Here is an 18,188-nt window from a genome sequence, read left to right as displayed (position 1 = left end):
GCCGACATGGAAAAAGAGTGTAAGGCGCAACTGTGTCAGTAATTCTTTTCGCAAAGGGTCGTTTATGTCGGTAATCAAATTAGTTGATTTAAATCTCGCCGGTAAACGCGTGTTAATCCGCGCCGACCTCAACGTGCCGGTCAAAGACGGTAAAGTGACGAGCGCTCAACGCATTCGTGCGTCGTTGCCGTCGGTCGAGTTCGCGATGAAGCAGGGCGCCAAGGTTATGCTCATGTCGCACCTCGGGCGACCGGAAGAGGGTGTATACAGCGAGGAGAACTCGTTGCAGCCGGTGGCCGATGTGTTGTCGGAGTTGCTCGGCAAGAAGGTGCCGCTGGTGAAGGATTATCTCGACAAGGCACCGGCAATCAACAATGGCGACGTCGTGTTATTCGAGAACGTGCGCTTTAACAAAGGCGAGAAGAAGAACAACGAAGCGTTGGCGAAGAAATACGCCGCACTGGCCGATGTGTATGTGATGGACGCGTTCGGCACCGCGCATCGCGCCGAAGGCTCGACCCACGGCGTCGGCATGTATGCGCCGGTGGCGAGCGCCGGCATTCTGTTAGCCAACGAGCTCGAAGCGCTCGGCAAAGCGCTGGCGAATCCGAAGCGGCCGTTGGTGGCGATCGTCGCCGGCTCGAAGGTGTCGACTAAGCTCACTGTGCTCGAAAATCTGGCGAACGTCGTCGATCAACTGATTGTGGGCGGCGGTATCGCCAATACATTTATCGCCGCCGCTGGTTACAACGTCGGCAAGTCGCTGTGCGAAGCTGATTTGGTCGACACCGCCAAGAAGTTGATGCGCCAGGCGAAGGCGCGCGGTGCCGATATTCCGGTGCCGACCGATGTGGTGGTCGCCAAGGAGTTTAGCGAGACGGCGAGAGCTATCGTTAAGAAAGTGAACGACGTGGCCGACGACGAGCTCATTCTCGACATCGGCCCGGAGACGGCGAAACGCTTGGCCGATATGTTGAAGCGCGCCGGTACCATCGTCTGGAACGGTCCGGTCGGCGTGTTCGAGTTCGATCAGTTTGGCGAAGGTACGAAAGTATTGGCGCACGCCATTGCCGAGAGCCCGGCGTTCTCGATCGCCGGCGGCGGCGATACGCTGGCGGCGGTCGATAAATACCAGATTGCCGACAAAGTGTCGTACATCTCCACCGGCGGCGGCGCGTTTCTCGAATTTCTCGAAGGCAAGAAGTTGCCGGCGGTAGCGATGCTCGAGACGCGCGCGCAGAAGTAGCACGTTCACGCGCCGGCATCGCTGGCGTATCCGCATATAAGAAAAAGACCCGAAGGTGCACCCATGTTTCGACGCACAAAAATCGTTGCCACACTTGGTCCCGCGACCGACGATCCGAAGGTGATGGAAAAGCTGGTCGAGGCCGGTGTTGACGTCGTCCGCCTTAATTTCTCGCACGGCACGCCGACGGTCCACGCCTTCCGCGCCCAGCTCGCGCGCGAACGTGCGCACGCGCACGGTCGTTACATCGGTGTCGTCGTCGATCTGCAGGGGCCAAAGATTCGCATCGGTAAATTCCAGCAGAGCCCGATCGAACTCGTCGAAGGTAGCCGGTTCGTGCTCGACGCCGATATGTCGCTCGATGCCGGCACGTCCGAGTGCGTCGGTGTGACGTACAAGACATTACCGCAAGACGTCGAGCAGGACGCAACACTGCTGCTCGACGATGGCCGCATTGAGCTCAAGGTCGATCAAGTCGACGGTAACCGCGTGATCTGTCATGTCGTCGTCGGCGGCCCGCTGAGCAACAACAAAGGCATCAATCGCAAAGGCGGCGGCTTATCGGCGAAGGCGCTAACCGAGAAAGATCGTGAAGACATCAAGTCGGCCGCCGCTCTCGGCGCCGATTACTTGGCGATCTCGTTTCCACGTAGCGCCGCCGATGTGCACGAGGCACGCGAGTTGCTGCGCGCCGCCGGCGGTCACGGCGGCATCATCGCCAAGATCGAGCGCGCCGAGGCCGTTACCGCGCTCGCCGAAATCGTCAATGCGGCCGACGCCGTCATGATCGCGCGCGGCGATCTCGCCGTTGAAGTTGGCGACGCTGCTGTGCCGCCGATTCAAAAGCGCATCATTCGCATGGCTCGTCGCATGAACAAGATCGCCATCACGGCTACGCAGATGATGGAGTCGATGATCGAAAACGCGATCCCGACGCGTGCCGAGGTCTCCGACGTTGCCAACGCCGTGCTCGATGGCACTGACGCGGTGATGTTGTCGGCCGAAACGGCCAGCGGCAAGCACCCGGTGGCGGCGGTAGCGGCGATGGATCGTGTGTGCCGCGTTGCCGAACACGAAGAAGAAGCGCATTTATTGCGCCAGCGGCGCGATGTTCCGTTCAAGCGGGTCGATGAGGGCATTGCTATGGCGGTGATGTACGTTGCTAACCATTTGCCGGTAAAAGCAATCGCGGCGCTGACGGAGTCAGGTAACACCGCTTTGTGGATGTCGCGCATCAGCTCGGCTGTGCCTATCTACGCGATGACGCCGCAGCCGCATACGCTAGGCAAGGTCACGCTGTATCGCGGCGTCTATCCGGTGTCGTTCAACGAGCGTAGCGACGATCCGGCGGCGGTGATGAAGGCGGCCATCAGTAAACTGCGCCGGCGTCACGCGGTCGATGACAACGATCTCGTGATCCTCACCATCGGCGAGCCGATGTCGAAATCGGGCGGTACAAATACGATGAAGATTATTCGTGTTGCCGATTTGCACGACGAGTAATCGCTTCGAAAAATTCCTGCCGCATTCGCAGGGAAGAAATTACTGCGCGGATTGTTCCGGCTACGTACCGATGGCGTGGCATTTGGCCAGCAGTATGAACACCATCGATTTGGCGAACGTCGTCAGTCGGATTAACAAAGAAGATCTACAGGCGGGCGATATTCTCGGCGTGATCGGCCCAGGCACCGGCGGCGACAACGGTCATGTTCTTATCTTCGACCAGTGGGCGGACGCGGGACACAACAACTACTACGCCTATGAGCTCGCCAGCGGCAACAACACCGCTTATCACGTCGTCAAGTATCCTTACGGGTCGGCGAATCCGGGTGTTTACTATCCGTATCGGTATCGGAGCATCGTCAACGATCCAGCGCCGGTTGTGTCGGTCGGTCCGGCTATTAATTACTTGCTAAAACGACTAGAGTCTTTTTTGCCGGGCCACGCACGCTTTGTGCGTGGCCCGGTGGGCAGTCCGAGTAAAGGCAAGCATCTAAAAGCAAAAATATAATTTCATCCCGCTGTTTCGCTTACGCCGCTTCTCGTTCCATCTGCGATTGATACTTCCCGGTAGCCGCCAACGAATTGAATTTCGTTCGTCGCTGCAACTGCTTCTGTGCCGCCGCCGCGTTCGCCGTATTGCCGCGCCAGGTTTCCATCACCGGTTGTTGCAGCGCGCGCGAATACGAGAACGTCAACGGCCACGGAAGATTGGGATGGCGCGCGTTCATGGCGTTCAAGTGCGCGGTTGCTTCCTCCGTGCCTTGACCACCGGAGAGAAACACGATTCCGGGTAGCGATGCCGGTACCGAGTTGAGTAGACAGCGCACGGTTGCATCGGCGACTTCATCGACGCTTGCGCGCTTCGGCGCTTCTAAGCCGGAGATCACCATGCTCGCTTTCAGAATGACGCCTTCAAAAGCGACGTGGTGTTCGGCGAGTTGTTGGAACGTCAAACGCAGCATATGCAAGGTCGCGTCGTAGCATTGTTCGAGGGTGTGATTGCCGTCGATTAACACTTCCGGCTCGACGATCGGCACAATGTTCGCTTCCTGGCACAGTGCCGAGTAGCGCGCCAATGCATGTGCGTTCGCTTCCAAACAAAAATGGGTCGGCAATCCCGGACCGATGTCGATCACGGCGCGCCACTTGGCAAAGCGCGCACCCATCTCACGGTACTCCTTCAATCGCTCGCGTAGCCCATCGAGGCCTTCGGTCACCTTCTCGCCGGGAAAGTTAGCGAGGTCCTTCGTGCCTTTATCGACCTTGATGCCGGGAATTATGCCGAGGCGTTCCATATATTTAGCGAACGGCACACCGTCGCTCATGGATTGACGGATAGTCTCATCGAACAGGATCGCACCGCTGATATATTTATTTAAGTCGGGCGTGCTGAGCAGCAATTCGCGATACGCCCGGCGGTTGTTGACGTTGTCGTCGATGCCGACTTTTTGGAAGCGCTTGGCGATAGTGGGCGCACTCTCGTCCATCGCGATCAGACCCTTGCCTTTGGCAACCAGCGCCTTAGCGGTCGCCTGCAGTTCGGAAATGTTCATACGCTACCCTCCATGTCGGTTTACGCGGGAAATAGGTCGGTTACGGAGCAATCTGATTTAGCCAGAGCGGTCCGCCGCCGTCCAGGCAAGCGGATTTCTTGAAGAAGCAAATATGGGTTGGTAGGCTACGCGCCGTCGCCCCTCCCGGAAAGCCCAAAATCTCGTTATCGGCGCGTTCATTTGTCCCCGGGGCCGAATTCGAAAACCTATTGTCGATTAAGTGAAGGAGAAATTATGGCCTTAGTATCGATGCGCCAACTGTTAGACCATGCCGCTGAGCATGGTTACGGTGTGCCGGCGTTTAACGTAAATAACCTCGAGCAGATGCGCGCGATCATGGAGGCCGCCGCCGAAACGCAAAGCCCAGTGATCGTGCAGGCTTCGGCCGGTGCGCGCAAATACGCCGGTGCGCCGTTTCTGCGCCATCTTATTCTCGCCGCGATCGAAGAGTGGCCCGAGATCCCCGTCGTTATGCACCAAGACCACGGCACCTCGCCGGCGGTATGCCAGCGTTCGATTCAGCTCGGTTTCTCGTCGGTGATGATGGACGGTTCGCTGAAAGAAGATGGCAAGACGCCGTCGGTGTACGACTACAACGTCGAAGTGACGCGGCGCGTGGTCGACATGGCGCACGCCTGCGGTGTGTCGGTCGAAGGTGAGCTCGGTTGTCTCGGCTCGCTCGAAAGCGGCATGGCCGGCGAAGAAGACGGTGTCGGCGCCGAAGGTAAGCTCGATCACTCGCAGTTGCTGACCGATCCGCAAGAAGCTGCCGATTTCGTGCGCAAGACTCGCGTCGACGCGCTTGCCATCGCCATCGGTACCTCGCACGGCGCTTACAAATTCACGCGCCCGCCGACGGGTGACATTCTGGCGATCGAGCGCGTCAAAGAAATTCATAAGCGCATTCCGAGCACGCATCTGGTGATGCATGGCTCGAGCTCGGTGCCGCAGGAATGGCTCAAAATCATTAACACCTACGGCGGCGACATGGGCCAGACCTATGGCGTGCCGGTGGAAGAGATCGTCGAAGGCATCAAGCATGGCGTGCGCAAGATCAACATCGACACCGATCTACGCATGGCATCGACGGGTGCGGTGCGTAAATTTTTCCACGAGAACAAAAAAGAGTTCGATCCGCGCAAGTGGCTTGCTGTCGCTACCAAGGGCATGAAGGAAATTTGCAAGGCCCGTTATGAAGCGTTCGGTTGCGCCGGGCAGGCACCGAAGGTTAAGCCGATCGGTTTGGAATCGATGACCAAGCGCTACGACAAAGGCGAGCTCGATCCGCGTGTCACTAATTAGAATTAGTCGGCGATGTTTTTGTTCGTCAGCAAGGACAAGGAGCGCGCAACGCTCCTTGTTTTTTGACCAAATCAATTATTAATTGAAAATTAACGAGTGGTGCGCTGTCGAAAATCTTGTAGGCGACATAGCGCTGAAATAGTGCGCGCAGCGGCGACGCGCTTCATCACTAATGGTGGTTAAGTAGGGGTTGGGAAATTGAAGATCTTTCGGCTTTTAGTAGTGTTGATGTTGGCGTTTGGGTCGATTGCGTTGGCCCATGCCGATGATAAGTACTACCTCCAAGCGGCTGAATATGACGCCACCGCCCATGTTATGGGTCGAGTGCGGACGGAATGTGGTATCGAAGGATTATTGGATACGCACGTCCTCGAGCAGGTGAAGCAACGGTTTCCCGCGAGCGAGCGGTTGGACAGCGCCGCGCCGGTTCCCAGCGGGCAGGTCCTTTCTATAACGATTCTCAACGTCGGCGGTATCGGCGGTGGTCCGTGGACCGGCGCGAAATCGATCACGGTGCGCGCTGAATTGAAGCGCGACGGAAAAGTCCTGAGCTCGGTCGTCAAAAATCGCCAGTCTAAAGGTCATCCGATGCAGTTCGGCACTTGCTCAATTTTTGAGCGTTGTGCGAAAGCATTGGGCAAGGACATTACCGGTTGGCTGGTCAAATCGGCAAAGTCGCCATCGACGTCGCCGTCTGAAAATAATTCACCGACAGCGCCCACCGAGGAGCAGGGTGAGCCAAAAGCAGAAGAAGAGACGTCGGGTTAGTAAACCCGACGTTATGCTTTTCGTTTAGCGAAGGTGTGTATGCCGCACTCGAGCTTATCCTGACCAGCCCAGCGGCCGTCACGTTCGTTGCCATCCTCGGCTACCGGCTTTGTGCATGGCCAGCAACCGATACTCTTGTAGCCTTGATCGAGCAACGGGTTGTAAGGAACCTCGTTGACGATGACATATGCCCACATGGTTTTGCGATCCCAGTTGGCGAACGGATGTATCTTCACATACGGCGTGCCGTCGTCATGATCGTAGCGTTCAAGAATGTCGATGTCGACGCGCGTTCTCGCCTGATCGCGTCTTAGGCCAGCGATCCAGGCGTCGAGTCCGGCGATGGCTCGTATATTGGGTTCGATCTTGCGGATCGAGCAGCACTTGTCGGGATCGGATTTATACAGATCGGCGCCGTGTTGCTGCGCCTGCTGTTCGATCGTTAACAACGGCTTGAGCACCGTCAAGTTCAGCTGGTACTTCTCGATCAGTCGATCGCGTAGCGCCAGCGATTCGGCGAACAGATAATCGGTGTCGATCGTAAACACCTGCACGTCCGGCTTGATCTTGGTGGCGATATCGATCAGCGCGCAACCATCGAGGCCGAAAGCGGTGGAGATCGCAATCTTCGGGTAGGTGTCGAATGCAAAGCGCAAGATTTCCTGCGGGGAAGCGGACTCCAGCTCCCCGCTCTTGCGCTTGAGCGTGTCGGGGTCGAACAGCATTGCTTAGCTCAGCCGAGGTAACCGAGCGTTTTGAGCTTATCGGCGATCTTGCGGATGCTCTGGTCGATGCTCTCTTTGGAAGAGTCGACGACGACGTCGGGATTTGTTGGCGGCTCGTACGGATCCGACACGCCGGTGAAGTGTTTGATTTCGCCGGCAATGGCTTTTTTGTAGAGGCCTTTCACGTCGCGTTCGGCCAGCACGTCGATCGGGCAGGTCACGAACACTTCGACAAAGCCGGCACCGGCTTTTTCGATCGACGTGCGTACCTCGTCGCGAATTTCGCGGTAAGGCGAAATAGCGGCAGTGATAGCGACGATACCGTGTTTCGACAGTGTCTTAGCGACCCAGCCGATGCGGCGAATATTGGTGTCCCGGTCTTCTTTCGAAAAGCTGAGGCCTTTCGACAGATGGGTGCGCACTTCATCGCCGTCGAGTACTTCGACTTGATGACCGTGCTCGGCAAGCAACGCCGCCACCGGTACGGAGAGAGTGGATTTGCCTGCACCGGATAGGCCGGTGAACCAGAGAGTTAAGCCCTTACGCATGGCGCAATCATTGCGGTCGGCGGCGCTGCTGTCAATCGCTTCGTGAGCATAAGCTTATAAGACGAGCTCGCCGTCAGTTTTTCCGTGGGCGTTTTGTCTCCCCAATCTCGACCTGTGAAAGACATCGCAGTAAAGTCAGTTGCTGTCGAGGAGGTGTCTGCCATGAAGGCGATAGTGATCGACGCGTTCGGCGGACCGGGCCAACTCCACCTGGTGAACCGGCCGGTGCCGCCGCCTACCGCCGACGAGATTCTGATCGAGCTCCCCTATACCAGCATCAATCCGAGCGACTGGAAAGTCCGCGAAGGTTATCTGCGAGAATCGTCGCCGCATATGTTCCCGCTGATCCCGGGTTGGGATGCGGCTGGGATCGTGCGCCAGCTCGGCGCCGGTGTGACCGGTTACAAGGTTGGCGAACGGGTCTTTGCCTACGCGCGCAAGCCGACGGTGCAATGGGGCACCTATGCCGAGTACGTAAGTGTGCCGGTGACGGCAGTCGCGCGCGTACCGGCAACTATCAATCTGGCGCAAGCCGCGACGATTCCGCTGACCGGTCTGACGGCATGGCAGGCGTTGATCGATTTTGCCGAGATCCAGGCGGGGCAAACGGTGTTGATCCATGGCGGTGCCGGCGGTGTCGGTGGCATGGCGATTCAGCTGGCGCGGTCGATCGGCGCTAAGGTCTATACCACCGCGTGCAAGCGCAATCACGACTATGTGTGCCGGCTCGGTGCTTATCAGGCGATCGATTATTCCGCCACGAACTTCCTGCAGGCGTTGCACAAAAGCGAACCCGGCGGCGTCGATGTCGTGCTGGATACGGTCGGTGGGCCGGTGTTACGCGAGAGCTATCGGGCATTGAAGCGCGGCGGTACGTTGGTGTCGGTCGTGGATCGACCGGATATTGTCGAAGCGGGAAAAATGCGCACCGGCTATGTGTCGGCCCAGCCCGACGGCACGCGCCTTAGCCAGATTGCCGATCTGCTGGCACGCGGCGTTATCAAACCGCCGCGGCTGGAAGAGATGCGTCTGGAAGAGGCGGCGGTTGCCCAGGAGCGCAGCCGTGGCCGGCACATTGCCGGCAAGATCGTATTGCGGATTAAGTAAGTATGGTCGTGCTCGAAGCGTCGGTTAAAATGCGCGCCAATCGCCATGCGGGTGCGCCAGCACCGCGACCAAAAATTTAACGAGGAGATACCATGTCCGACGCGCTGTTCGAATCGAGCCTGAAAAGTTTGCCGCTGCGGCATCGCGGCAAGGTGCGCGATATTTACGACATCGACGACCAGCACATGTTGATCGTTACCACCGACAGGTTATCGGCGTTCGACGTCGTATTGCCGGATCCGATTCCCGGCAAAGGCACCGTGTTGACGGCGATGTCGAACTTCTGGTTTGAGCGGACGCGCCATCTCATTCCGAATCAATTGACCGATGTGTCACTGGCGCAGGTGCTGCAAGACGCCGCCGAGCGCCAGCAAGTCGAAGGTCGCGCCGTTGTCGTGCGCAAGCTGAAAGCGTTGCCGATCGAAGCGATCGTGCGCGGTTATTTGGTGGGCTCCGGTTGGAAGGAATATCAGAAGTCCGGCACCGTCTGCGGCATCGCTCTGCCGCCGGGATTGCGCGAGGCCGATCGTTTGCCCGAGCCGATTTTTACCCCGTCGACCAAGGCGGCCGTCGGCGCCCACGACGAAAACATCGACTTCGCTAAAGCCGCGCAAATTATCGGTAACGACATCGCCGAGCGCGTGCGTGCGCTCAGCATCGCCCTCTATAAAGAGGCGGCTTCGTTTGCACTGACACGCGGCATCATCATCGCCGATACCAAATTCGAATTCGGCCTCGATGCGCCAGGCAACATTACGCTGATCGACGAAGTGCTGACGCCCGACTCGTCACGTTTCTGGCCGGTCGATCAGTACCGCCCGGGCGCGAACCCACCGAGCTTCGACAAGCAATATGTCCGTGATTATTTGGAGAGCCTGGGTTGGGGCAAGAAGCCGCCGGCGCCGAAGTTGCCGGCCGACGTACTGACCAAGACCGCGGAAAAATACCGCGAGGCCCTGCGCCGATTGACCACGTAAAGGTCGGCAGTAGCGCTTCTAATTCCCCTAATCCCCGCACTATGATTAACGGAACAGCGGGGGTCAGGCGATGAAGCAAACGGTATGGGTGGTGGTGGGGTTGGGGTTGTGGGTTTGCGCCTGCAGCCGCGACCCGACGCCGACATCCTCCGAGTCGTCGACCGTGCTAACCGTCGGCGATATGAAATCACTAGCGTCGCTCGACGGCGGTGCACAGCTATACCTAGAGCATTGCGCCCAGTGCCACGGACCCGAGGCCGAAGGGCATCCCGATTGGCAAACACCGGGCGTGGTGGCGGCGCCGCCGCTAAACGGGACTGGCAACGACTGGAAGCGCTCGCGCGCGCAGCTCATGGCCAGTGTTAGGGACGGCATGAAGCGCGATGGCGAGCTGGTAATGCCCGTCTGGAACGGTCGCCTAACCGACGCGCAGATCGCCGATGTGATCGCCTGGTGTCAAACGCTTTGGCCGCCCGAGGTATACGCCCAGTGGCAAAAGACGGCGGCTGGCGGCGGATAATTTCTTCTAACGACGGTTGGGGACGGTATGCGCGCTATTTTTATCTGGGTAATCATCATTCTGGTCATTGCCGCACTTGTGAAATACCTGCTGAGCGATCGCCGCAAGTAACGTCGGTCGTAGCTTCCTTGCTGTTCCCACATTGACGTCAGTTGATAAGGGAACGCAACCGCTCGCTCGCCGTCGAACCGTGAGCACACGCCTGGGCGACCGCGCTCCCTTAACCCTGGAATGTATGTGCAAAACCCAAGGAGGGAATGCCGATGAGCGAAGTCATACGGGAACCACGTGTCCGCCGCACCGAGCTTGAAGATTATTTTCTCGGTTGCGGCTATCGACCGCACTTCGTCGAAGGCTCGCAGCCGGAAGCGGTACACGAGCAGATGGCGGCGACGCTCGATGCGATCGTCGACGAGATCCAAGCGTTTCAGCAAGCCGCGCGTCGTACCGGCAAGCCGGCGCGGCCGCTGTGGCCGATGATCGTGCTGCGTACCCCCAAGGGTTGGACTGGGCCGAAGGAGGTCGACGGCCGGCCGGTCGAAGGGCATTGGCATTCGCATCAAGTTCCATTCGGTGAGGTGCGAACCAATCCGGCGCATCGGGCGCTGCTGGAAAATTGGTTGAAGAGTTATCGGCCGGAACAATTGTTCACCGACGCCGGCCGGCCGCGGCCCGAGCTTATGGCATTGGTGCCGAAGGGTGCGCGCCGGCTCGGCACCAATCCGCATGCTAACGGCGGTTTATTGCTGCGCGAGCTGAAATTGCCGGATGTTCGCGACTATGCGGTTGCGGTCGAGCAGCCGGGCGCGAGCGACGCCGAGGCGACGCGTGAGTTAGGTAAATTTCTGCGCGACGTGATGGCGCGCAATCTGGACGGTGTCAATTTTCGCGTCGTTGCTCCTGACGAGGCCGGATCCAATCGGTTGAGCGCGATGTATGAGGTGACCGATCGGGTTTGGCAGGCGGAGCTTGCGCCACATGACGATCATCTCAGCGCCAACGGTCGCACATGGAAATTTTGTCCGAGCACATGTGCCAGGGTTGGCTCGAGGGTTATCTCTTGACCGGCCGCCACGGTTTGTTCACTTGTTACGAGGCGTTTGTGCACATCGTCGACTCGATGTTCAACCAGCATGCGAAGTGGCTGAAAGTGAGCAAGACGGTGCCGTGGCGGCGGGCGATTGCGTCGTTCAATTATTTGCTGACGTCGCATGTCTGGCGCCAGGATCACAACGGCTTCTCGCATCAAGATCCCGGTTTCATCGATCACGTCGTCCGATCGAGACGCTGGCCGCGGTCGATCTATTGCGTCAGCACTTGCCGGAATTGCGCGTGCGCGTGATCAACGTCGTCGACCTCATGACGCTGCAACCGCGCGAGGAGCATCCGCACGGTTTGTCGAATCGCGATTTCGACCTGTTGTTCACCGCTAACCGGCCGATCATTTTTGCCTACCACGGGTACCCCTGGCTGATTCACCGGTTGACCTACCGCCGCACCAATCACGACAATTTGCACGTACGCGGCTACAAGGAAGAGGGCAGCACGACCACGCCGTTCGACATGGCCGTGCGCAACGAGCTCGACCGTTATCACCTGGCCGGCGACGTCGTCGACCGCGTCCCCGGCCTGAGTCCGACCGCCGCCTACTTCAAGCAATTCCTGCGCGATCGCTTGATCGAACACCACGATTACATCACCCGTCACGGCGAAGATATGCCGGCGGTACGGGACTGGAAGTGGCCCACCAAATAACCGCCGGTGAGTGCTAGGATTACGCGGTAGCCGTCTACCGTAATGAACAAAAATTGGGAGGTTGCATGTTGAATTGGAAACCGTTGGCGAGCGTGGTGCTGCTCGTGTTTGGCATCGCCGGTGAAGCATCCGCCGAAGTGGCGCTGCAATTGCGCCGTGAGGACTTCACCTGGAAAGAATACGACGCCGACGGCGATCGTCTGCTCAAGGAGGACGGACCGAGATACCACCTCGGTGCGATCTGGCGGACGCCGTTCGCGGAACAACGTTGGCTATTGGAAGCGCAAGGCACGCTTTATTTTGGAACGGTCGATTACGACGGCCAGGCGTGTACCCTCAGCGGTAGTTGCACGCCTTACCAGACGGAAACGAAATACAGCGGTCTCCAGCTTGGCGCCACCATGGCGCGCCGGTTCGGTCGCACCTCAGGTTTCGAGTTGTTCGCCGGTGGCGGCATCGATACCTGGAAACGCAAGATCGACGGCAGCGATACCGTCTCTGGGGCGACCGAGGACTGGACCGTGTTTTATGCGGTTGGCGGCGCCGGCGGTTACTGGACCGCGCCGACCGCACGTTTCAGCGTTCGTACCGGCCTCAAGTATCCGCTTTATACCGAAGAGCTGCCCGACTCGTATGACGTGACGCTCGAACCCAAAGGCCGGCTCTCGCTGTTTGCCCGTGCCTCCATGGACTTTTTGGCCGGCGGCCGGCCGCGTTGGGGTTTCGGTCTCTACTACGATAGCTATCGCTTCGATGCCTCCGACCAAGAGCGCGATGATTCCGTGATTGTCTGGCAGCCGGAAAGTCGTCAGGATGTCATCGGCGCGTTCGCGACGATCTACTTCCGCTGAGCCTTACGAGGTAACTGCAATGGACCGGAAGACGGCAGAGCAACTGATGAAAAATTTCGTTGCGCTGACCGGTCCGTTGAACGCTGCCACCTCACTGGCGAACAACATTGCCGACAAGGACGAACAATCGGCCGTTCGACGCGAGATCGGGAAAGTCATGGGGCGGATTTACACCGAGCTCATGACGCCGATCATTCGGCAGTATCCCGATCTCGATCCCGACAAGTCATGACTACCGCGGCTTGATCGCGAGATACGCCCGCTTGATCCGCCGCGCCAGCCACTCGATGCGCGTCAGCTTGTAATAGGCGAGGTCGGCGGCGGGCGCCTGCTCGATGTAACGATGCTTTAGTTTGACCCACGCGTTGAAATCGAATTGCCGCGCCAGGTCGTAGAAAAAACGATTGAACGGCGTGAACCCGCGTTTCTGGACGATGGCGGCGCCGTAGTCGATCAGGCACGGCCGACGACCGTCGATGACCAATAAGTTGTCTTTGCGCTTGAGATCGGCGTGCGCCACACCGCGTTGGTGCAGTTCCTTGATGTATTCCAACAGCGTGTCGAAGAAGAGCTGCCGATCCGCAATCGGCGCGTCGCGTAGCGGCACGCCGTCGATGTAGTCAAGCACGAGGTAGCGCCCGCCTAGCAATCCATGACACGGCGGGCTGCCGGCGAAGCCGTCGAGCCGTTGGTACGCATTGTGCTCGCGCCGCAACGTCCAGCGCGAAAACCAACCACGCACACCGGTGCCCAACGCGACTTTAACGATCAGTCGCTGGCCGTTTGCTTCATATAAATAAGTCTGGCCTTGATAACCGCGGGCATGGGCGGTGCCGCCGGTGCGCGTGTACCGCTCGATCCACTCGACCAACGCCTGCGCTGTCGCCGCATCGAGGCGGGAAGTCATGGTCGAAGCGTTAGGCAGGCAGACGCATATAAAGCAGATACAAGCACCACACCAACAGCGCGGCGATGATCGGCTCACCGTTTTTACGCAGACTCTGGGTGAACGACCACTCGGACGTCTGGCCGGATTGGTACGGCGTCAGTCGCGGGATCAGCGCCCGCGTCTGTTTGTTCCAGGCTTCCCACTGACCGGGAAATAGACGCGCCAGCAATTGATCTTCGTGGCGGATGGTTTGCGGGTAGAAATACAGATTGAACGCGACAAAGAGGATGAAGCTCCACCACCAGCCGGAGGCCAGACAGAAGCCGAACATCAGCAAATGATTGCCGACATACAGCGGATGGCGCACATAAGCGTACGGTCCGGTAGTCGCCAGCACCTTGTCTTTCTTCACGTGGCCCGAGGCCCACAGCCGAACGATCACACCGAGCACGGCGAGGATCGCGCCGACGATAAACATCGGCCGATGAGTCGGCGCACCGACGATGGTCAGCAGGATGAGAATGGCGATGCCGAGGAACTGACGGAAGCGATGGCGCCGGTGGACGATATCGTGCAGGAATTTCTTCAGACCGGTCCGTTTGGTAACGCTTTTCGATTCTGCTTGCATCGGTGATGGTTGCTCTGCTGATCGTGGCTTGGGCGTTTAGGGCGCGGAATCTTAACATAGGGGCATCTGGCGGGAGAGGCGGCGGCCGGCGCCCGGCTGAAAACCCGAGACCGATCGGTTAAAGTGCAATGCCGACGTTGTCCCGAGCCGACCCTATGCGCGACTACAAGCTTGCCCCTTCGATTCTTTCGGCCGACTTCGCCCGGCTCGGCGAGGAAGTCACGCAAGTGCTGGCCGCCGGCGCCGACTGGGTCCACTTCGATGTCATGGATAATCACTACGTGCCGAATCTCACGATCGGCCCGCTGGTATGCGAAGCGTTACGTAAGCATGGCGTAACCGCCCCCATCGACGTGCACCTGATGGTAAAGCCGGTCGATCGCCTTATTCCCGATTTCGCCGCCGCCGGCGCGAGTTACATCACGTTTCATCCCGAGGCCAGCGAGCATGTCGACCGTTCGTTGTCGTTGATTCGTGAACACGGTTGCAAGGCTGGGCTCGTATTCAATCCGGCAACGCCGCTCGATTACTTGAATTACGTCATGGACAAGATCGATATGATCCTCATCATGTCGGTCAACCCCGGCTTCGCCGGCCAGAGCTTCATCCCATCGACCCTCACCAAGTTGCGCGAGGCGCGCCGTTTGATCGATGCCAGCGGCCGCGACATTCGCCTCGAAGTCGACGGTGGCGTGAAGGTCGATAACATCCGTAAGATCGCTGAGGCCGGCGCCGATGCATTCGTCGCCGGTTCCGCAGTCTTCGGCGCGAAGAAAAGCGGCGACCCCCATCGTTACGATTCCGTCATCGCCGCGTTACGCGCCGAACTCGCTAAGGCCAACGGCATCGTGACGTAACGCCCGCCGGTTCCCTCCTCCGCGAAGCGGGGGAGGGCTAGGGTGGGGGTGATCAGCCGACCCTACTTAATTTTCTTCTGAGATTATTTCTTGTCGATTCTCCCGCTACGCGTAAAAGCTGTTCTTTTCGATCTCGACGGCACGCTCGTCGACAGCGCGCCGGATTTGGCGCGCGCGGTCAACAACATGCTGAAGGAATTGGGGCGCGCCGAACAACCGCTGGCGCAAATCATCGATTGGGTCGGCAATGGCATGCCGCGCTTGGTCAAGCGCGTGTTGACCAGCGAGATGGGTGGCGAACCGGAACCGTCGTTGTTCGAGCAGGCGCTGGCGTTGTTCAAGAAACATTACGCGGCCAATCTCGTTGTCCACACGCGGCCGTTCCCAGGAACGATCGAGACGCTCGAGCAATTATCGGCGCGCGGGTATGCGCTGGCGTGCGTGACCAACAAGGCGGAACGGTTTACTTTGCCGTTGTTGGCGCAGTTGGATTTGGCGAAATATTTCGGTCTGGTGGTCGCCGGCGATACGGTGCCGGCGCTCAAGCCCGACCCGGCGCCGCTGCAGTACGCCTGCCGCCATTTCGACATTCCCCCGGCACAGGCGACGTTGATCGGCGACTCGGCGAACGATGTAATGGCAGCACGTGCCGCCGGTATGCCTGCCATCGCCGTGACCTACGGCTACAACCACGGCCAGGACGTACGCGAGCTCAATCCCGATTTAGTGGTTGATTCACTCGCCGAAGTGCCCCAATATCTACGCCTATGGACCGCATGAAAGCCATGAGACACGAGGAACGGAGAGCGAATGCTTGGCGATGGTGGCCGCTGGCCGCGATCGCAAGTGTTCGTCCGTTTAACGCGTAATCTCATGGTGATTCATGTCGGCCACTGCAACATTAAGCAAAGCTGAATTCGATCAGTACCGTCATCAAGGCTTTAACCGCATCCCGCTAGCGCGGGAAGTGTTAGCCGATCTCGATACTCCCCTTAGCGTTTACTTAAAGCTCGCTGGCGGTCCGTACTCGTATTTGTTCGAGTCGGTGCAAGGCGGCGAGAAGTGGGGGCGTTATTCGATCATCGGTTTGCCGAGCCGCACCATCCTTTCTATTCGCGATCACGACGTGTCGGTGACGCGCGACGGCGACATCGTCGAGCGTGAGTGCGTGACCGATCCGCTGGAATACGTGCGTCGCTTCAAGGCGCGTTATCGCATGCCACAAATCGCTGGATTGCCCCGTTTCACCGGCGGTCTGGTCGGTTACTTCGGCTATGAAACCGTGCGCTTCATGGAGCCGCGGCTCGCCGGCGTGGCCAAGCCGGATGCGCTCGGCGTGCCGGACATCTTGTTGATGGTGTCGGACGAGGTCGTGGTATTCGATAACCTGGCCGGCAAGCTGTACGTCGTTATTCATGTGAATCCCGAGATCGACGACGCTTATCGCAAAGCCAATGCGCGACTCGATGAATTAATCGGCCGCTTGCGCAATGGCATACCGTTACCGAAAGCCGAGGTGCCGGCGAAGCCGGTCAACGAAGCCGATTTCCGTTCCGAGTTTCCGCGCGAGCGTTACGAAGCCGCGGTCGAGCAAGCGCGCGAATACATTCGTGCTGGCGACATCATGCAAGTGGTGCTGTCGCAGCGGTTGTCGATTCCGTTTACGGCACCGCCGCTCGATCTGTATCGAGCGTTGCGCACGCTCAATCCGTCGCCGTACATGTACTTCGTCGATCTCGGCGACTTCCAAATCGTCGGCTCGTCGCCGGAAATTCTTGTGCGCCTGGAAGACGGCACAGTGACGGTGCGTCCGATCGCCGGCACGCGCCGGCGTGGCAAAGACGAAACTGAAGATCAAGCACTGGCCGCGGAGTTGTTGGCCGACCCGAAGGAACGCGCTGAGCATTTGATGTTGATCGATCTCGGTCGCAACGACACCGGCCGTATCGCCCAAACCGGCAGTGTACAAGTCACCGATCGCATGGTGATCGAGCGCTATTCGCACGTAATGCACATCGTCTCTAACGTCGTCGGCCGGCTCAAAGACAAACTCGACGCGATCGACGTGCTGCGCGCCACTTTCCCAGCGGGAACCGTCAGCGGTGCACCGAAGATTCGGGCGATGGAGATCATCGACGAGCTTGAGCCGGTGAAGCGCGGCGTCTACTCCGGCGCCGTCGGTTACATCGGCTGGAGCGGCAACATGGATACCGCCATCGCCATTCGCACCGCCGTCATCAAAGACGGCACGCTGTACGTTCAGGCCGGCGCCGGCATTGTTGCCGACTCGGTACCAGCGAGCGAATGGGAAGAAACCATGAATAAGGCGCGCGCCATTCTGCGTTCGGTCGCGCGCGCCGTCAGCGGCTTAAATGGGGGTGCGTGATGCTCCTGATGATCGATAATTACGATTCGTTTACTTACAACCTCGTGCAGTATTTGGGCGAGCTCGGCCAGGACGTACAGGTCTATCGCAACGACCAGATCACGGTTGACGAGATCGCGCGCCTGCAGCCGACGCACATCGTCATCTCGCCGGGCCCGTGTACGCCGAATGAAGCCGGGGTGTCGGTACCGACGATCGCAAAGCTCGCCGGCAAGATTCCGATCTTGGGTGTCTGCCTCGGCCACCAGAGCATCGGCCAGGCTTACGGCGGCCGTATCGTTCGCGCCAAGCAGTTGATGCACGGCAAGACGTCGATGATCCAGCACAAAGGCGAGGGCGTATTCGCTGGCCTGCCGAGCCCGTACGAGGCGACCCGTTATCACTCGCTGGTAATCGAGCGCGACAGCCTACCGTCGTGTCTCGAGATCACCGCCTGGACCGACGACGGCGAGATCATGGGCGTGCGCCACAAGACCTTGCCGGTCGAGGGCGTGCAGTTCCATCCGGAATCGATCTTGACGCAACACGGCCACGAGTTGCTCGCCAACTTTTTAAAAGTCGGCAACCGCTGAT

The 18,188-nt window shown here is 59.0% G+C and carries 19 protein-coding genes and 1 pseudogene; 15 read left to right on the top strand and 5 right to left on the bottom strand.

Annotation, left to right across the window (positions count from 1 at the left end; genetic code table 11):
- Window positions 1-64: 64 nt before the first annotated feature.
- From HY308_19070 to HY308_19060, 3 genes are all read left to right on the top strand, one after another.
- The gene (locus tag HY308_19070; protein MBI3900363.1) at window positions 65-1,246 is read left to right on the top strand and encodes a phosphoglycerate kinase; all 1,182 of its coding nucleotides are present in this window, start codon (window positions 65-67) and stop codon (window positions 1,244-1,246) included.
- Window positions 1,247-1,309: 63 nt separating this feature from the next.
- Window positions 1,310-2,749 carry a pyruvate kinase gene (gene pyk / locus HY308_19065; GenBank protein MBI3900362.1) on the top strand — a complete coding sequence of 480 codons (1,440 nt, stop codon included), beginning with the start codon at window positions 1,310-1,312 and terminating at the stop codon, window positions 2,747-2,749.
- On the top strand, window positions 2,724-3,257 hold the full coding sequence (locus HY308_19060) for a hypothetical protein (GenBank protein ID MBI3900361.1): 534 nt from the start codon (window positions 2,724-2,726) through the stop codon (window positions 3,255-3,257). Before pyk ends, HY308_19060 begins: the two co-directional genes overlap by 26 nt.
- 19 nt (window positions 3,258-3,276) lie before the next feature.
- Here the strand turns inward: HY308_19060 and HY308_19055 are convergent, their stop codons facing one another.
- Window positions 3,277-4,302 (bottom strand): fructose-bisphosphate aldolase class I, encoded by a 1,026-nt coding sequence (locus tag HY308_19055; protein MBI3900360.1) that lies wholly within the window; start codon window positions 4,300-4,302, stop codon window positions 3,277-3,279.
- 234 nt (window positions 4,303-4,536) lie between these two features.
- On the opposite strand from HY308_19055, the gene HY308_19050 reads away from it, so the two are divergent.
- Both HY308_19050 and HY308_19045 read left to right on the top strand, forming a co-directional pair.
- Window positions 4,537-5,604 (top strand): fructose-bisphosphate aldolase class II, encoded by a 1,068-nt coding sequence (locus HY308_19050; protein MBI3900359.1) that lies wholly within the window; start codon window positions 4,537-4,539, stop codon window positions 5,602-5,604.
- Window positions 5,605-5,802: 198 nt separating this feature from the next.
- Window positions 5,803-6,372, top strand: a complete 570-nt coding sequence (locus tag HY308_19045) for a hypothetical protein (protein ID MBI3900358.1) — start codon at window positions 5,803-5,805, stop codon at window positions 6,370-6,372.
- Window positions 6,373-6,383: 11 nt separating this feature from the next.
- Here HY308_19045 and HY308_19040 read toward each other — a convergent pair whose 3' ends face one another.
- Both HY308_19040 and cysC read right to left on the bottom strand, forming a co-directional pair.
- On the bottom strand, window positions 6,384-7,097 hold the full coding sequence (locus HY308_19040; GenBank protein ID MBI3900357.1) for a phosphoadenylyl-sulfate reductase: 714 nt from the start codon (window positions 7,095-7,097) through the stop codon (window positions 6,384-6,386).
- A gap of 8 nt (window positions 7,098-7,105) precedes the next feature.
- Window positions 7,106-7,645, bottom strand: coding sequence for an adenylyl-sulfate kinase (gene cysC, locus HY308_19035; GenBank protein ID MBI3900356.1), 540 nt, complete (start codon window positions 7,643-7,645; stop codon window positions 7,106-7,108).
- A gap of 162 nt (window positions 7,646-7,807) precedes the next feature.
- Here cysC and HY308_19030 point away from each other — a divergent pair, with 162 nt between their 5' ends.
- From HY308_19030 to HY308_19005, 6 genes and pseudogenes are all read left to right on the top strand, one after another.
- On the top strand, window positions 7,808-8,752 hold the full coding sequence (locus HY308_19030) for an NADP-dependent oxidoreductase (protein ID MBI3900355.1): 945 nt from the start codon (window positions 7,808-7,810) through the stop codon (window positions 8,750-8,752).
- 92 nt (window positions 8,753-8,844) lie between these two features.
- Complete coding sequence (locus HY308_19025) at window positions 8,845-9,729, top strand: phosphoribosylaminoimidazolesuccinocarboxamide synthase (protein MBI3900354.1); 885 nt, start codon at window positions 8,845-8,847, stop codon at window positions 9,727-9,729.
- Window positions 9,730-9,799: 70 nt separating this feature from the next.
- Window positions 9,800-10,249, top strand: coding sequence for a cytochrome c (locus HY308_19020; protein MBI3900353.1), 450 nt, complete (start codon window positions 9,800-9,802; stop codon window positions 10,247-10,249).
- Between the two features lie 257 nt (window positions 10,250-10,506).
- Window positions 10,507-12,004, top strand: a pseudogene (locus HY308_19015) (phosphoketolase family protein).
- 65 nt (window positions 12,005-12,069) lie between these two features.
- On the top strand, window positions 12,070-12,855 hold the full coding sequence (locus tag HY308_19010) for a hypothetical protein (GenBank protein ID MBI3900352.1): 786 nt from the start codon (window positions 12,070-12,072) through the stop codon (window positions 12,853-12,855).
- A 19-nt stretch (window positions 12,856-12,874) separates the two neighbouring features.
- On the top strand, window positions 12,875-13,087 hold the full coding sequence (locus tag HY308_19005) for a nuclear receptor NHR-99 (protein ID MBI3900351.1): 213 nt from the start codon (window positions 12,875-12,877) through the stop codon (window positions 13,085-13,087).
- Here HY308_19005 and HY308_19000 read toward each other — a convergent pair whose 3' ends face one another.
- Both HY308_19000 and HY308_18995 read right to left on the bottom strand, forming a co-directional pair.
- Window positions 13,088-13,762: a hypothetical protein gene (locus tag HY308_19000; GenBank protein MBI3900350.1), complete on the bottom strand. Its 675-nt coding sequence runs from the start codon at window positions 13,760-13,762 to the stop codon at window positions 13,088-13,090.
- 10 nt (window positions 13,763-13,772) lie between these two features.
- Window positions 13,773-14,372, bottom strand: coding sequence for an isoprenylcysteine carboxylmethyltransferase family protein (locus HY308_18995; protein MBI3900349.1), 600 nt, complete (start codon window positions 14,370-14,372; stop codon window positions 13,773-13,775).
- 155 nt (window positions 14,373-14,527) lie between these two features.
- Between HY308_18995 and rpe the strand changes: the two genes are divergently transcribed.
- The 4 genes from rpe to HY308_18975 all read left to right on the top strand — a co-directional run bounded on the left by rpe (window position 14,528) and on the right by HY308_18975 (window position 18,187).
- Window positions 14,528-15,229 carry a ribulose-phosphate 3-epimerase gene (rpe, locus tag HY308_18990; GenBank protein MBI3900348.1) on the top strand — a complete coding sequence of 234 codons (702 nt, stop codon included), beginning with the start codon at window positions 14,528-14,530 and terminating at the stop codon, window positions 15,227-15,229.
- A gap of 90 nt (window positions 15,230-15,319) precedes the next feature.
- Window positions 15,320-16,009, top strand: coding sequence for a phosphoglycolate phosphatase (locus HY308_18985; GenBank protein MBI3900347.1), 690 nt, complete (start codon window positions 15,320-15,322; stop codon window positions 16,007-16,009).
- 103 nt (window positions 16,010-16,112) lie between these two features.
- Entirely contained in the window at window positions 16,113-17,615 is a 1,503-nt protein-coding gene (locus HY308_18980) for an anthranilate synthase component I (protein ID MBI3900346.1), read from the top strand.
- Window positions 17,615-18,187: an aminodeoxychorismate/anthranilate synthase component II gene (locus HY308_18975; protein ID MBI3900345.1), complete on the top strand. Its 573-nt coding sequence runs from the start codon at window positions 17,615-17,617 to the stop codon at window positions 18,185-18,187. Before HY308_18980 ends, HY308_18975 begins: the two co-directional genes overlap by 1 nt.
- Window position 18,188 lies beyond the last annotated feature (1 nt).

This window comes from Gammaproteobacteria bacterium (assembly GCA_016199745.1).
In the GTDB taxonomy this organism is placed as follows: Bacteria; Pseudomonadota; Gammaproteobacteria; order Acidiferrobacterales; family Sulfurifustaceae; genus JACQFZ01.
This window is presented reverse-complemented; position numbering and strand designations above follow the sequence as displayed.